Origin of the sequence: Pseudomonas sp. NY11955 (genome assembly GCF_048068035.1) — a bacterium.
Lineage (GTDB): Bacteria > Pseudomonadota > Gammaproteobacteria > Pseudomonadales > Pseudomonadaceae > Aquipseudomonas.
Map to the genome: position 1 here is coordinate 324,787 of NZ_JBLUPS010000003.1, position 14,694 is coordinate 339,480.

The following is a 14,694-nucleotide window of genomic DNA, read 5'->3' on the forward strand; positions in this document are numbered from 1 at the left end:
AATCCGATGCGAGTGTGGTGGTTGAGTGCCGGTCTGGCCTTGTATTGCCTGGCCCAGAGCGCGGCGGCGGGAACACTGCTGGTTGTTGGCGATAGTATCAGCGCCGGTTTTGGCCTGGATACCCGCCAGGGTTGGGTGTCTCTCTTGCAGACCCGCCTCAAGGACGAAGGTTTCGACGACAAAGTCGTCAATGCGTCGATCAGCGGCGACACCAGCGCAGGTGGCCAGGCGCGGCTGCCGGCGCTGCTTGCAGCGCATAAACCGAGCCTGGTGGTGCTGGAGCTGGGCGGCAACGATGGCCTGCGCGGGCAGCCGCCCGCGCAATTGCAACAAAATCTTGCTTCGATGATCGAGCGCTCGCGCCAGGCCGGTGCCAAGGTGCTGCTCCTGGGCATGCGCCTGCCGCCCAATTATGGCGTGCGCTACACCACCGCTTTTGCCAAGGTGTACGAGCAACTCGCAGTGGACCAACAGGTACCTTTGGTGCCGTTTTTCCTTGAAGGGGTAGGGGGCGTGCCTGAACTGATGCAGGCCGATGGCATCCATCCGGCGCAGGGTGCCCAGCAGCGTCTGCTGGAAAATGCCTGGCCAGCGATAAAACCCTTGCTGTGACGCTTTAAACGGGGGCGCCTTTCGGCTAATGTTGCGCCCCCCGTTTCGAGTGCCCCCAATGCCGCGCCCCGCCTGGTCCCTGTATGCCTACCAACTGATCGAGCCCGATGAGCAGCTCGACCTGTTCGCCTGCCAGGAAATCCGCGTCCACCTCGTGGCCCGTCAGCTTGAGCTGGGCGTGCCGGTCGACCGTACTTTGTGCGGTGGCTTGCTGCCAGCGCAACCGCGCTGGTCGGGGGTGCCGCGTTCGATCTACCGTGACGGCCGCCTGTGCGACCTGTGCCGTGCCATCCTCGATGCCCAGCGACGCGGCATGCGTCCGGTGTGGCCAGAGCTGCATGGCAGCTGAACGACAAGCACCTTTCATCATCTGAAACGCTTGCATGGCGCCAATGCCTCCCGCTCGCACCGGCGCGGGTGTACAATCGTTCCTCTTGACCCACCTTTCGAAGGATTTACCGGATGTTGCCGCGCTTTCCTGCCGTCACCCGTAGCCTGTCCCTGGCCGCCCTGCTGGTAGCGGGCCCCGCTACCGCGTTGGAGCTGCCACTGCCACCGCCCGGTGAAGACATCGTCGGCCAGGTGCATGCGATCAAGGCAAAGTACGAGGACACGTTCGCCGATATCGGCACCGCCAACGACCTCGGCTACCTGGAAATGATTGCCGCCAACCCAGGCGTCGACCCCTGGTTGCCGGGCGCCGGTACCGAGATCATCCTGCCGACCCGCTACATCCTGCCTCCCGGCCCGCGCGAAGGCATCGTCATCAACCTGGCCGAGTACCGCATGTATTACTTCCCGAAAGGGCAGAATGTGGTTCATACCTTCCCGCTGGGTATTGGTCGAGAGGGCTGGGGGTCGCCGATCGCCAACACCAAGATCACCGCCAAGACGCCGAACCCGACCTGGACGCCGCCCGCCTCCATTCGCAAGGAGCACGCAGCAGATGGTGACATCCTCCCAGCTGTAGTGCCGGCTGGCCCGGACAATCCGCTGGGGCCGTTCAAGTTCACCCTGGGCGTGCCGGGCTACCTGATCCACGGTTCGAACAAGAAGTTCGGCATTGGCATGCGGACCAGCCATGGTTGCTTCCGCATGCTCAACAACAATGTGCTGGAACTGTCGAAGATGGTGCCGGTGGGTACGCCAGTGCGCATCATCAACGAGCCTTACAAGTTCGGCATCAGTGGCGGCAAGGTCTATCTTGAAGCGCACACGCCGCTGGATGACCAGGGCAACCCGTCGGTGGTGGACAAACACACTGCGGTTATCAATGCCTTGCTCAAGCGCGAAGACCTCGCCAATAACCTACGCATGAACTGGGACATGGTGCGAGACGTGGTAGCCGCAGAAGATGGCATGCCGGTAGAAATTGCCGTGCCGGTGGAAGGCCAGGGTGGCGCACCGATGGTTACCAGCATTCCGCCTGAACTGCAGTAAGGTAATTGCGAGGCATCCGGGCCTGCCTTAGTGCAGGCCTTTTCGTATCTGCCGGTAGCGTTTTTCCGATCCACAGGCAATAAAAAAGCCGACCCACAAGTGGGTCGGCTTCTTAACAATCCGTGAGGATTATTACTTGCGGCTGGCTTTGTCCAGCATGCGCAGAGCGCGCTCGTTGGCTTCGTCAGCGGTCTGCTGAGCCTTCTGAGCGGCTGCCAGTGCGTCGTCAGCCTTACGGTAGGCTTCGTCAGCACGAGCTTGAGCGCGAGCTGCTGCGTCTTCAGTCGCAGTCAGACGAGCTTCGGTTTCTTTGGATACGCTGCTGCAACCGGTAGCCAGAACTGCGGCCAGAGCCAGAGCAGAGAATTTCAGAACGTTGTTCATCGTGTTCCCCTTCAAGGACTTTCTATTAAATAGCCATCTCTCAGGAAAGAGAAACTGGCCGGCGTACATAGTACCCATTACTTGTAGTAAGTAAACTGACTGAGCGCAAGAACTGCAAAAAAAATGTTGCTTGACGCCACGCCGACAAGATTTGCGACGTGACTGTGAAAAAAATGTGCAGGGTTCGCAAGCGGTTGTAGTACTGGAACTTTTTTGTTGAACTAAGGGTGACTTTAACTGTCGTTCAGCGTCTTAAGCCCTAGAACATCCGGCGGCTGTTGGGCGGGTTCGGGAAAGTCGCCCTGATGCCATTTTGGCCATTTTTAACCGCCGCCACCTTGAGCAATCACGCTTGCGGCGCCTACTATCTTGTGAGTGCCAGAGGCTCCGAACGATTGCAATCGTCCAGTGGTCCAAGGGGCAACAGGTGGCGTAGAGGATTCTGTGCCGGATAAACAACCATCGGTTAAGGTATGGGTCTGCCGAGAAGACCTGCGAGGAGTAGTGATGAGCGAAGCGCTGACCATCCACCATGACCAGGCCGGTCATCAGTTCGAGACCAACGTGGACGGTCATCGTGCCTATCTGACGTACATGGATTTGGGCAAGCAGACGCTGGACATCTATCGCACCTTCGTGCCCAACGCCCTGCGTGGCCGCGGGATTGCTGCCGCGCTGACCGAACGGGCCCTGGAGTACGCCGAGCAGATGGGCTACACGGTGATTCCGTCCTGCTCGTATGTCGAGCGTTACATGGAGCGCCAGCAACGGCATTCCAGCAAGGTCTGAATGCCTGAGCAAGGAGCGGGGCCCACAGCGGCCCCGCTTTTTTTTGCCTCGATCAGCCGCGCTTACGCTGCGGCAGCACATCTTTCAATTTGGTACGCATGCTGCGCAGGGTCTTCTCGGTGGCCGCCCAGTCGATGCAGGCGTCGGTGACCGATACACCATACTGCAGCTCGTCCAGGTTTTTCGGAATCGACTGGCAGCCCCAGTTCAGGTGGCTTTCCACCATCAGGCCGATGATCGATTGGTTGCCTTCGAGAATCTGGTTGGCGACGTTCTCCATCACCAGCGGTTGCAGGGCCGGGTCCTTGTTGGAGTTGGCGTGGCTGCAATCGACCATGATGTTGGCCTTGATCTTGGCCTTGGCCAGGTCCTGTTCGCACAGGGCGACGCTGACCGAGTCGTAGTTCGGCTTGCCGTTGCCGCCGCGCAGTACCACGTGCCCGTAGGGGTTGCCCTTGGTAGTGACGATCGACACGCCGCCTTCCTGGTTGATACCCAGGAAGCGGTGCGGCTTGGACACCGATTGCAGGGCGTTGATGGCAACGGTCAGGCCGCCGTCGGTGCCGTTCTTGAAACCAACCGCCGAGGACAGGCCCGAGGCCATTTCGCGGTGGGTCTGCGATTCGGTGGTGCGGGCGCCGATGGCCGACCAGCTGATCAGGTCTTGCAGGTATTGCGGGGAAATCGGGTCGAGCGCTTCGGTCGCAGTCGGCAGGCCCATTTCGGCCAAGTCCAGCAGCAGCTTGCGGCCGATGTGCAGGCCGTCCTGGATCTTGAACGAGTCATCCAGGTACGGGTCGTTGATCAGGCCTTTCCAGCCGACGGTAGTGCGTGGCTTTTCGAAGTACACGCGCATGACCAGGTACAGCGTATCGGACACCTCTTCGGCCAGCACTTTCAGGCGCTCGGCATACTCGTGGGCGGCCTTGATGTCATGGATGGAGCAAGGGCCGACCACGACGAACAGGCGATGGTCCTTGCCGTCGAGAATATTGCGCACCACTTCACGGCCGGCAGTCACGGTCTGCAGGGCCTTGGCGCTGAGGGGGATTTCCTTCTTGAGCTGATCAGGGGTGATCAGGGTCTCGTTGGAGGCAACGTTCAAGTCATCGATCGGTAAATCAGCCATCGTGTTACTCGTCAGGTCACGGGTGCCGGCCGCCAACTATCCCCGTGCGGCCCAGCAGCAAGAATAATCGCAGCGGGGAGCCGAACCTTAGCGCGTTACAGGTGGCGCGACAATGGGCTGAGCCCAGTCATTGTGGGGTTTTTCCCTGATCAAGGGGGTTGCGCGCGAATGGGCTGCCCAGCGCGGCTCAACCTGTGTAAAAAGAGAGCTGACCCTAGACCTGGAGATCGGCATGCATTCGCACACCCCACGCATCGGCATCATCGGCAGCGGCGCCATTGGCGGCTTTTATGGGTTGATGCTGGCTCGGGCGGGTTTCGATGTGCATTTTCTCTTGCGCAGCGAGTACCAGGCCGTTCGCGAGCAGGGGCTGAGCCTGGACAGTGCCGTGCACGGCGCGTTGCAGATGAAGGTGCAGGCATACGCCAGTGCCGCCGATATGCCGCGCTGTGACTGGTTGCTGATCGGAGCCAAGGCTACCAGCAACGCGCAACTGGCGCCGTTGATCGTCCAGGCCGCAGCGCCTGGTGCCAAGGTGGTGCTGTTGCAGAATGGCCTGGGCGTGGAGGAACAGTTGCGCCCGGCCTTGCGCAGCGATATGCACTTGCTTGGCGGCCTGTGTTTCATCTGCGTCAACCGCCAGGGGCCGGGGGTGATCCGTCACCAGGCTTTAGGCGCCGTCAACCTGGGCTATCACAGCGGGCCGGCCATGGATGGCGGTGCCGAATGGGTCAATGAAGGTGCCGCGCTGTTCCAGGCCGCGGGCATCGATTCGCAGGCCATGGCGAACCTGGCACTGGCGCGCTGGCAGAAACTGGTGTGGAACGTGCCCTACAATGGGCTGTCGGTCCTGCTGGGCGCCAGTACCACGCCGTTGATGGCTGACAACCATGCCCGTGAGTTGATCCAGGCCTTGATGGCCGAGGTGGTGCAGGGGGCTGCAGCCTGTGGCCATGTATTGCCCGAAGGCTATGCCCAGCACTTGTTCCAGGTGACCGAGCGCATGCCCGACTACTGGCCAAGCATGTACCACGACCACGTCCACAAGCGTCCTCTTGAGCTGCAGGCCATCTATGCCGAGCCGCTGGCGCGGGCACGGGCGGCAGGCTGCAGCTTGCCGCGCATGGAGATGCTGTACCAGGCGCTGAGTTTTCTCGATAGCCGCGATCGGTCCTGCTGAGTGCGGCGTTGACCTTGCCGGTGCGCGTTTGCGCTGCCCTCCAGCCCGCGGCAGCAGCGCGCCGGACGGCAAAGCGTGCGTCCGGCACGCTGCTAAGCTGAAGCTTGCTCTGCCGCTGCGGCAGTCGAGGAGGTCGAATGATCCGCTCCATGCTGTACGCCACCGACCTCGGTGTCTACGCCCCTTTCGTGATGCAGCACGCGCTGGCGTTGGCGCGCACGTTCAATGCCGAGTTGTATGTGATTCACGCGGTAGAGCCGATGGGCCAGTTCGCCGAATCCCTCCTGCAAAGCTACCTCGATGAGCAGACGCTCGACCAACTGCATCGCCAGGGGGTGAGCACGGTGATGGCGAATATAGAGCAGCGTGTGCTGGAAAGCTTTCGCGACGAGTTGGGCGAGGAGGCTGACCTGGCGGTGATCAAGGCGGTACGGGTGCGCCAGGGTGACCCGGCGCAGGTGATTCTCGATCAGGCGCAGCGACTGAGCGTCGACCTGCTGATTTTCGGTAGCCACAGCGCCGGTGCCGGCGTGGATGTACCCCTGGGCCGCACGGCGGTGCGGCTGCTGCAGCTGTCGCCGGTACCGGTGTACATGGTGCCATTGGCGCAGCATTTGGGGCGCAGGAAAGCATGAAGATGGCAGTAGGCCATTTCCGGGGGCATGTAACAAAATAGTTCTAGATTTATTTCCAGAACCACTAATATAGTTATATATCGTCGCTGCCTGCTGCCGCGGACTCATCGCTGAACCGAGGGGAACCTATGAAGCTTCAACAACTGCGCTACATCTGGGAAGTGGCGCACCATGACCTCAACGTCTCCGCGACGGCGCAGAGCCTGTACACCTCCCAGCCAGGTATCAGCAAACAGATCCGCCTGCTCGAAGATGAACTGGGTGTTGAAGTCTTTGCCCGCAGTGGCAAGCATCTGACCCGGGTTACCCCGGCCGGTGAACGTATCATCAATACCGCCGGCGAGATTCTGCGCAAGGTCGAGAGCATCAAGCAGATTGCCCAGGAATTCTCCAACGAGAAGAAGGGCACGCTCTCCATCGCCACCACCCATACCCAGGCGCGCTATGCGTTGCCGCCGGTCATCAGCAGCTTCATCAAGCAATACCCGGAAGTATCCCTGCACATGCACCAGGGTTCGCCGATGCAGATTGCCGAGATGGCCGCAGACGGTACGGTCGACTTCGCCATCGCCACCGAGGCCCTGGAGCTGTTCGGCGACCTGATCATGATGCCGTGCTACAAGTGGAACCGTTGCGTGGTGGTGCCGCAAGGTCACCCGCTGGCCAAACTGCCGAAGCTGACCCTGGAAGCGGTTGCCGAATACCCGATCGTTACCTACGTGTTCGGTTTCACCGGGCGCTCGAAGCTCGACGAAGCCTTCAACCACCGTGGCCTCACGCCCAAAGTGGTGTTCACCGCGGCTGACGCCGACGTGATCAAGACTTATGTGCGCCTGGGGTTGGGCGTGGGCATCGTTGCTGGGATGGCCGTGGATGCCAAGCTCGACAGTGACCTGGTAGCGCTGGACGCCAGCGAGTTGTTCGAAGCCAGCATCACCAAGATCGGTTTCCGTCGTGGCACCTTCCTGCGTGGTTTCATGTGCGACTTCATCGAGAAGTTTGCCCCGCACCTGACCCGTGAAGTAATGGCCAAGGCCATTCAGTGCCATAACAAGCAGGAGCTCGAAGAGCTGTTCGAAGGCGTCGAGCTGCCGGTGCACTGATCCGCAAATGCAGGGGCCGCTTTGCGGCCCTTTCGCGGCACAAGGCCGCTCCTACAGGATTATGCGATGCTCTGTAGGAGCGGCCTTGTGCTGCGAATCTCAAGCCTTGCTGATCAGGTTGCCCGCGTGCAACCCGCATTCCTTCTGCGTCGACTCTTCCCACCACCAGCGCCCTTCGCGCTCATGCTGGTTCGGCAGCACCGGCCGGGTGCATGGCTCGCAGCCAATGCTGATGAAACCGCGCTCATGCAGGCTGTTGTACGGCAGTTCAAGCATGCGGATATAACCCCACACCTCTTCACTGCTCATCTGCGCCAGCGGGTTGAACTTGTACAGCGTGCGCTCAGGCGTGGAGAAGGCGCTGTCGATTTCCACGGCCGCCACCTGGCTGCGGGTGCCTGGGCTCTGGTCACGGCGCTGGCCGGTGGCCCAGGCACTGACGGTGGATAGCTTGCGGCGCAGTGGCTCGATCTTGCGAATGCCGCAGCACTCGCCATGGCCGTCCTTGTAGAAGCTGAACAGGCCCTTTTCCTTGACGAACGGATCGAGCTTGGCCCGATCGGGGCTGAGGATTTCGATCGGTAGCTTGTACTGCTCGCGTACCTGGTCGATGAACCGGTAGGTCTCCGGGTGCAGGCGGCCGGTGTCGAGGCTGAACACCTTGACTTGCTTGTTCAGCTTCCAGGCCATGTCGACCAGCACCACGTCCTCGGCGCCGCTGAAGGAGATCCACAGGTCATCACCGAAGTGCTCGAAGGCAAGCTTGAGAATGTCCTGCGGGGACTTGTTGGCATAGGTCGCGGCCAGGGCGGCGACGTCGAAGGGTTGGCTCATCAGGCGGTTTCCATCTTGGCTGTGGCGCTGTGCGCTCGTAGTGAGGTGATGGTAACAAAAAAACGCGGGCTAGACGGACTCACAAGCCCTGCAGGGTCTGCATCAGCACCCGCACTTTGGCGATCGACTCTTCATATTCTGCCTGCCACTCGGAGTCGGCTACCACCGCGCCACCGCCCCAGCAGCTGACCTGCCCAGCCTTGACCAGCAAGCTACGAATGGCGATGGAGCTGTCCATCTCGCCGCGCACGTCCACATACAGCAGCGAGCCGCAGTACAGCGCCCGGCGCGATGGCTCCAGCTCGTCGATGATCTGCATGGCGCGGATCTTGGGTGCGCCGGTGATCGAGCCGCCGGGGAAGCTGTCGCCGATCAGGTCCAGGGCATCCCTGTTGCTGGCCAGCTGGCCGGTAATGCTGCTGACCAGGTGGTGCACGTTGGGGTAGCTCTCCAGGCTGAACAGTTCCGGGACCTTGACCGAGCCGATCTCGCAGGTACGCCCCAGATCGTTGCGCAGCAGGTCGACGATCATCAGGTTTTCCGAGCGGTCCTTGGGGCTGTGCAACAGTTCTTCGGCATTGCGCTTGTCTTCGACGGGGTCGCTGGCGCGTGGGCGAGTACCCTTGATCGGCCGGGTTTCCACCTGGCCCTGGCGAACGCGGATGAAGCGCTCGGGCGAAAAGCTCAGCAAGGTGCTGCCGTCGGCCAACTGCTGGTAGCCGGAGAACGGCGTCGGGCAGGCCTGGCGCAAGGCCTGGTAGGCGCGCCACGGGTCGCCTTGGCAGGGGGCGCGGAAGCGTTGCGTGAGGTTGATCTGGTAGCAGTCACCGGCCTGGATGTAGCGCTGTACCTGGTCGAACGCTGCCTTGTACTGCTCGGGCTGCAGGTCGCCGGCCATTGGCGCAAGCAGCTGGAAGTCGCCGGTTTCGCTGTGGTTGTCGCCTTGGAACAGGCTGATCAGGCGTTCGCGTTCGTCGCTTGCCAGGCTGGGGTGGAACACCAGTTGACTGGTGTTGAGCAGATGGTCGCTGACCAAGGCCCAGGCGTACAGGCCCAAGTGGGCGTCTGGCAGGCCGAGGTCGTCCGTGGCCAGGCTTGGCAGGTGTTCCAGGCGGCGGCCGAAGTCGTAGCTGAGGTAGCCGATCAGGCCGCCGGCGAAGGGCAGGTCTACACCCTTGGGCAGCTCGGCGTGACCCAGTTGCGCCAGGCCGGTACGCAGGCGCTGGAGGAAGGCACGGCCCTCTTCATCGGGCTGCGCTTGCAGTTGTTGCAGTGGCCAGGCGCTGAGCAGGTCGAAGCGACCGCGTTCGGCGCCAGGGCGAGCGCTGTCGAGCAGGATCGCGCCGGGGGCCTGGCGCAGGCGGGCGAAATAGGCGGCAGGGTCGGGCTGGTAGGGCAGGGGGTGGAGCGTACAGGTCGGCATCAGTGTGGACGGCGATGTAAAAGCGAGGAGGGCGATTGTAGACCTGTGTAGGAAAAGCGCCTAGCACTGGGCGCGACATTCAACATTGTGTTTGGCCCATTCGCAGCACAAGGCTGCTCCTACAGGCCCGTAGGAGCAGCCTTGTGCTGCGAATGGGCTGCAAAGCAGCCCCCGGTTCTTCAGCGGCCAGGCACATGCCCGAACAAGCCCTGCGCGACACGCACGCGCTGCTCGGCATCTTCGGTAACGCCCGCTTTGGCCAGCGCCTCGATGTGCGCCTCGATGGCATGGGTGCGCTGGGTCAGGCCGCAGTCGTTGGCAATCTGGATGTTCAGCCCCGGGCGGGCATTGAGCTCCAGAATCAGTGGGCCCTTGTCCTGGTCCAGTACCATGTCCACACCGATGTAGCCCAGGCCGCACAGCTCGTAGCAGCCGGCGGCCAGCTTCATGAAGCCGTCCCAGTTCGGCAACTGCACACCATCCACCGCGTTGGTGGTGTCCGGGTGCTTGCTGATGATGTTGTTCAGCCAAGTGCCGCGCAGGGTCACGCCGGTGGCCAGGTCGACACCCACGCCGATGGCGCCTTGGTGCAGGTTGGCCTTGCCGCCGGACTGGCGGGTCGGCAGGCGCAGCATGGCCATCACCGGGTAGCCCATCAGCACGATGATGCGGATGTCCGGCACGCCTTCGTAGCTGATGCTCTTGAAGATCTGGTCCGGGGTCACCCGGTACTCGATCAGCGCGCGGTCGCGGTGCCCGCCGAGCGAGTACAGGCCTGTGAGGATGCTGGAAATCTGGTGCTCGATTTCCTCATGGCTGATGATCTTGCCCGACACCGTGCGGTAACGGTCCTCGAAGCGGTCGGCGATCACCAGGATGCCATCACCGCCGGCGCCTTGCGCCGGCTTGATGACGAAATCGCTACGCCCGCCAATGATCTGGTCGAGCTTCTCGATTTCTTTTTCGGTCTCGATGATGCCGTACATTTCCGGCACATGGATCCCGGCCGCCAGGGCGCGCTCCTTGGTGATGATCTTGTCGTCGACGATCGGGTATAGGTGGCGCTTGTTGTACTTCAACACGTAGTCCGCGTTGCGCCGGTTGATCCCCATGATGCCCCGGGCCTCCAGGGCTTTCCACGTCTTGATCAGGCCAAACATCAGGCGTCAGCCTTCTTCAGGAATGCCTTGAAGCGCACGAGCTCGGTCAGGCGGTAACCGCGATAGCGGCCCATTGCCAGCATGAAGCCCACCAGAATCAGCAACACCGCCGGGAAGGTGAACACGAAGTACACCAGCTCCGGCACCATCATCAGCAGGTGCGCCAGGGAGGCAGCGAACAGGGTGCCGATGGCCACTTTCATGGCATGGCCGCCGCCACGCTCTTCCCAGGTGATCGACAGGCGCTCGATGGTCATGGTCAGAATCACCATCGGGAACAGTGCCACCGACAGCCCGCGCTCAAGGCCCAGCTTGTGGCTGAACAGGCTGATGGCGGCGATCAGCACCACGACGAAGGTCAGCACTACCGACAGGCGAGGCAGCATCTGCAGCTTGAGGTGCTCCAGGTACGAGCGCAGCGACAGGCCCAGGGCGGTGATCACCGTGAACAGCACGATACCGAAGCCCAACTGGGTCTCGCGGAAGGCCAGGGCAATCAGCACCGGGGTGAAGGTGCCCAGGGTCTGCAAGCCGATGAGGTTGCGCAATACCAGGATCACCAGCACGCCGATCGGGATCATGACCATGATCATGAAGGTTTGCTGGGTTTGCAGCGGCAGGCCGTACAGCGAGTACTCGAGGAAGTCGGCGTCGGTGTTCTCGTCGGTCAGCTTGGCCAGGCGGATGGCGTTCATCTCGCTGTTGTTCATGCTGAAGGTGACGTTGGCCTTCTTGCCGCCATCGACGGTGATCAGGTTGTCGTCACCGGTCCACCACAGCAGGCGGTCGCTCGGCAGGCCCTGCTCGCCGGTGTCCGGGTTGAAGTACAGCCAGTCGTTGCCGTTGAAGCTGCGCAGCCACAGTTCCGGGGTTTGCGGGGTGTCGGCGACCAGGCGGATGGTGTGCACCTTCTCCATCGGCACATGGGCGATCGACAGCAGCAGGTCGATGATCTGGGCCTTCTTCATGGCCGAAGTGTCGCCGGCCAGCAGCAGCTTGACGTTGTCGTCGTTGAGGTTGTTGACCCGCTTGATGGTCTCGCTGACGAAGGTCTCGACGTCAGCCGAGTGCTGGCGGATCGGCGCCATCAGGGCCTCGGCGGCGATCTTCTCGGGGCCTTCGACGGCCAGGCTGTCACGGAAGGTCGGGCCTTTGACCGTGGTCTTCTCGTTGCTGTAGCGCTTGGTCAGCACCAGGCGGTAGTAGAGGGTCTGGTTGCCACTGGCGCGGCGGGCCGACCAGGTAACCTTGCGGTTGCCGTCGGCACGGTTGACGCTGACCCCATAGTTGTTGGAGATGAAGCTCTCGTTGAGGCTGACGTAGTCGCGGTTCAGCGGTGGCACGAACATCTGCACCTTGACCGGGTCCTTGGTGCTGGCCACGAACTCGACCTTGGCGTCGATGTTCCACAGGTCGTCGGTTTCATCCTCGGTCACCGGGATGCCGAGGAAGAAGATCTGATAAGCCGTGACCGCCACGCCCAATAGCACCAGTACGGTGATCAGGACTTTCAGATGGAGGGTAAGAGAGCGCATCGGGATTACTCTGCTTTGGGAGCGTCGGTGGCACAGGCAGGTTTGCCGGCCGCATATTTAAGGCTTGGGTCGACCAGCGCGTCGAAGTGCTTGAGCGCCTCGGAGCCGATCAGCAGCGGGAACTGGAAGGCGCTGCGGTCGGTGAGGTTGACTTCGATGGTGCGCATGGCCTGGCCCATGCAGATTTCGAGTTCGATGACCGGGCGGGCCGTGTAGGCCTTGCCCGATTCGGCATCATAGTCGCCGGCCCGGCGCTTGATCTTGCTTACCCGTGCCAGTGGGCGTTCGATCGGGTGCGAATGGGCCGCATCGATGGCGAGGTAGAAGCGTACCCAGCTTTCGCCGTTGCGCTTGAACCGCTTGATGTCACGGGCGCTGAGCGACGCGGTCTTGGCGCCGGTGTCGAGCTTGGCGGCCACTTCCAGGTCCAGGTCGCCCAGCCGTGCGTATTCGTTGAGACCATACACGGTCTTGCCCGCGGCCTGGCCAAGGGCCGGCAGCAGGGTGAGGCATAGCAGCAATAAAACGGGTGTAAGTCTCATAATCCTGGCGCGGTGCAGTGCAAGGTTCTAGGCAAGGTTCAGGTCAAGGTGACTGGCAACTACTGCGCAAGCTTCCTCGTTTATCTGCCAACAAGCATGAATGTATGACAGACAGGCTATCCATACCCCATCGGAGGCGCGGCATTCTATCACGCCGACGTCTTGACGCCAGCGGTGCGCGATCTGACAGCATCGAGGTGGTGATAGTTCGTTCTTAGACGATTGTCGACAATATTCATTTTGTCTTTGACTTGAAGGCCTCTGTTCGTTAATTTCTGGCGAAGTGTTTTTCAAGGTGTCGACAATATGCAGGACCTTTCCACCCCCAGCCCGGTGCAGGCAGACGAAACGGAAACCCTTTCCGAAAACGTCTTCCGGCGCATCCAGGCGGCCATCGTCAAAGGTGATATCGCCCCCGGCAGCAAGATTTCCGAGCCGGAGCTGGCGCGCACCTATGGCATCAGCCGCGGGCCGCTGCGCGAGGCTATCCACCGCCTTGAAGGCCAGCGCCTGCTGGTGCGCGTGCCGCATGTGGGGGCGAGGGTGGTGTCGCTGAACCACGCCGAGCTGATCGAGCTGTACGAAATTCGCGAATCCCTGGAAGGCATGGCCTGCCGGCTGGCCGCCGAACGCATGAGCCAGGCTGACATCGACGAGTTGCGCAGGGTGCTCGATACCCACGAGCGCGACGCCGCGTTCCAGGCGGGCCTGGGTTACTACCAGCAGGAAGGCGACTACGACTTCCACTACCGGATCATTCAGGGTAGCGGCAACCAGACGCTGGTCAAGATGCTCTGTGGCGAGCTGTACCAGCTGGTGCGCATGTACCGCATCCAGTTCTCCGCCACACCCAACCGGCCACGCCAGGCCTTTGCCGAGCACCACCGCATTCTCGATGCCATCGCCGATCGTGACGGTGAACTGGCCGAACTCCTGATGCGCCGCCACATCGGCGCGTCCAAGCGCAATATCGAGCGTCACTATCTGGACGCCCACAACAACAGCCCACGAGGTGAGAAATGACTGTGAAGAGCACCCCCGGTCAGCGTTTCCGCGATGCCGTCGCCGCTGAACATCCGCTGCAGGTGGTTGGCGCCATCAACGCCAACCATGCCCTGCTGGCCAAGCGCGCCGGCTTCAAGGCCATCTACCTGTCCGGTGGTGGCGTGGCCGCAGGCTCGCTTGGCCTGCCAGACCTCGGCATCAGTGGCCTGGACGACGTGCTCACCGACGTGCGCCGCATTACCGATGTGTGCGACCTGCCGCTGCTGGTGGATGTCGACACCGGCTTCGGCGCCTCGGCCTTCAACGTTGCCCGTACCGTGCGCTCGATGAGCAAGTTCGGCGCTGCCGCAATCCATATCGAGGACCAGGTTGGCGCCAAGCGTTGCGGCCACCGCCCGAACAAGGAAATCGTCACCCAGCAGGAAATGGTCGACCGCATCAAGGCTGCCGTCGATGCCCGTAGCGATGACAGCTTTGTGATCATGGCGCGTACCGACGCACTGGCCGTCGAAGGCCTGAATGCCGCCCTGGACCGTGCCGAGGCCTGCATCGAGGCCGGTGCCGACATGATTTTCCCGGAAGCCATCACCGAACTGCAGATGTACAAGACCTTCGCCGATCGGGTGAAAGCACCGATTCTGGCCAACATCACCGAGTTCGGCGCCACGCCGCTGTACACCACCGAAGAGCTGGCCTCGGTCGACGTGTCGTTGGTGCTGTACCCGCTGTCGGCGTTCCGTGCCATGAACAAGGCGGCCGAGAACGTGTACACCGCGCTGCGCCGTGACGGCACGCAGAAGAACGTGATCGACACCATGCAGACCCGCATGGAGCTCTACGATGCCATCGGTTATCACGCCTTCGAGCAGAGCCTCGATGCGCTGTTCGCCCAGAAGAAAGGCTGAGCGACATCTCCCGAATTA

16 protein-coding genes are annotated in these 14,694 nt (G+C 61.8%); 9 read left to right on the forward strand and 7 right to left on the reverse strand.

Annotation, left to right across the window (positions count from 1 at the left end):
- Positions 1 to 6 precede the first annotated feature (6 nt).
- The 3 genes from ACNFBR_RS07425 to ACNFBR_RS07435 all read left to right on the forward strand — a co-directional run bounded on the left by ACNFBR_RS07425 (position 7) and on the right by ACNFBR_RS07435 (position 2,052).
- On the forward strand, positions 7 to 612 hold the full coding sequence (locus ACNFBR_RS07425) for an arylesterase (protein ID WP_416734297.1): 606 nt from the start codon (positions 7 to 9) through the stop codon (positions 610 to 612).
- 58 nt (positions 613 to 670) lie between these two features.
- Entirely contained in the window at positions 671 to 961 is a 291-nt protein-coding gene (locus ACNFBR_RS07430) for a hypothetical protein (protein ID WP_110745001.1), read from the forward strand.
- 113 nt (positions 962 to 1,074) lie between these two features.
- Entirely contained in the window at positions 1,075 to 2,052 is a 978-nt protein-coding gene (locus tag ACNFBR_RS07435; RefSeq protein ID WP_416734298.1) for a L,D-transpeptidase family protein, read from the forward strand.
- A 132-nt stretch (positions 2,053 to 2,184) separates the two neighbouring features.
- On the opposite strand, the gene oprI is transcribed toward ACNFBR_RS07435, so the two are convergent.
- Positions 2,185 to 2,436, reverse strand: coding sequence for an outer membrane lipoprotei OprI (gene oprI / locus ACNFBR_RS07440; protein ID WP_003259780.1), 252 nt, complete (start codon positions 2,434 to 2,436; stop codon positions 2,185 to 2,187).
- 507 nt (positions 2,437 to 2,943) lie between these two features.
- Between oprI and ACNFBR_RS07445 the strand changes: the two genes are divergently transcribed.
- Positions 2,944 to 3,225 carry a GNAT family N-acetyltransferase gene (locus tag ACNFBR_RS07445; RefSeq protein ID WP_025338432.1) on the forward strand — a complete coding sequence of 94 codons (282 nt, stop codon included), beginning with the start codon at positions 2,944 to 2,946 and terminating at the stop codon, positions 3,223 to 3,225.
- A gap of 52 nt (positions 3,226 to 3,277) precedes the next feature.
- Here ACNFBR_RS07445 and ACNFBR_RS07450 read toward each other — a convergent pair whose 3' ends face one another.
- Positions 3,278 to 4,354 carry a 3-deoxy-7-phosphoheptulonate synthase gene (locus tag ACNFBR_RS07450; protein ID WP_416734299.1) on the reverse strand — a complete coding sequence of 359 codons (1,077 nt, stop codon included), beginning with the start codon at positions 4,352 to 4,354 and terminating at the stop codon, positions 3,278 to 3,280.
- Between the two features lie 232 nt (positions 4,355 to 4,586).
- Here ACNFBR_RS07450 and ACNFBR_RS07455 point away from each other — a divergent pair, with 232 nt between their 5' ends.
- The 3 genes from ACNFBR_RS07455 (at position 4,587) to cysB (ending at position 7,272) form a co-directional block, all read left to right on the forward strand.
- Complete coding sequence (locus tag ACNFBR_RS07455) at positions 4,587 to 5,534, forward strand: putative 2-dehydropantoate 2-reductase (protein ID WP_416734300.1); 948 nt, start codon at positions 4,587 to 4,589, stop codon at positions 5,532 to 5,534.
- 137 nt (positions 5,535 to 5,671) lie between these two features.
- A complete protein-coding gene (locus tag ACNFBR_RS07460; RefSeq protein WP_416734301.1) occupies positions 5,672 to 6,169 on the forward strand; it encodes a universal stress protein in 498 nt (165 codons plus the stop codon).
- A 128-nt stretch (positions 6,170 to 6,297) separates the two neighbouring features.
- On the forward strand, positions 6,298 to 7,272 hold the full coding sequence (gene cysB, locus ACNFBR_RS07465) for an HTH-type transcriptional regulator CysB (RefSeq protein ID WP_010953293.1): 975 nt from the start codon (positions 6,298 to 6,300) through the stop codon (positions 7,270 to 7,272).
- Positions 7,273 to 7,371: 99 nt separating this feature from the next.
- Here the strand turns inward: cysB and ACNFBR_RS07470 are convergent, their stop codons facing one another.
- The 5 genes from ACNFBR_RS07470 to ACNFBR_RS07490 all read right to left on the reverse strand — a co-directional run bounded on the left by ACNFBR_RS07470 (position 7,372) and on the right by ACNFBR_RS07490 (position 12,766).
- Entirely contained in the window at positions 7,372 to 8,106 is a 735-nt protein-coding gene (locus tag ACNFBR_RS07470; RefSeq protein ID WP_416734302.1) for a phosphoadenylyl-sulfate reductase, read from the reverse strand.
- Between the two features lie 79 nt (positions 8,107 to 8,185).
- The gene (pabB, locus tag ACNFBR_RS07475) at positions 8,186 to 9,529 is read right to left on the reverse strand and encodes an aminodeoxychorismate synthase component I (protein WP_416734303.1); all 1,344 of its coding nucleotides are present in this window, start codon (positions 9,527 to 9,529) and stop codon (positions 8,186 to 8,188) included.
- A gap of 179 nt (positions 9,530 to 9,708) precedes the next feature.
- A complete protein-coding gene (locus ACNFBR_RS07480) occupies positions 9,709 to 10,689 on the reverse strand; it encodes an alpha-L-glutamate ligase-like protein (RefSeq protein WP_416734304.1) in 981 nt (326 codons plus the stop codon).
- Positions 10,689 to 12,224, reverse strand: a complete 1,536-nt coding sequence (locus ACNFBR_RS07485) for an inactive transglutaminase family protein (protein ID WP_416734305.1) — start codon at positions 12,222 to 12,224, stop codon at positions 10,689 to 10,691. Before ACNFBR_RS07485 ends, ACNFBR_RS07480 begins: the two co-directional genes overlap by 1 nt.
- A gap of 5 nt (positions 12,225 to 12,229) precedes the next feature.
- On the reverse strand, positions 12,230 to 12,766 hold the full coding sequence (locus ACNFBR_RS07490; protein WP_016485910.1) for an ATP-dependent zinc protease: 537 nt from the start codon (positions 12,764 to 12,766) through the stop codon (positions 12,230 to 12,232).
- A 306-nt stretch (positions 12,767 to 13,072) separates the two neighbouring features.
- Here ACNFBR_RS07490 and ACNFBR_RS07495 point away from each other — a divergent pair, with 306 nt between their 5' ends.
- Positions 13,073 to 13,789, forward strand: a complete 717-nt coding sequence (locus ACNFBR_RS07495) for a GntR family transcriptional regulator (RefSeq protein WP_416734306.1) — start codon at positions 13,073 to 13,075, stop codon at positions 13,787 to 13,789.
- Positions 13,786 to 14,676, forward strand: coding sequence for a methylisocitrate lyase (gene prpB / locus ACNFBR_RS07500; RefSeq protein WP_416734307.1), 891 nt, complete (start codon positions 13,786 to 13,788; stop codon positions 14,674 to 14,676). Before ACNFBR_RS07495 ends, prpB begins: the two co-directional genes overlap by 4 nt.
- The last annotated feature ends 18 nt before the right edge of the window (positions 14,677 to 14,694 follow it).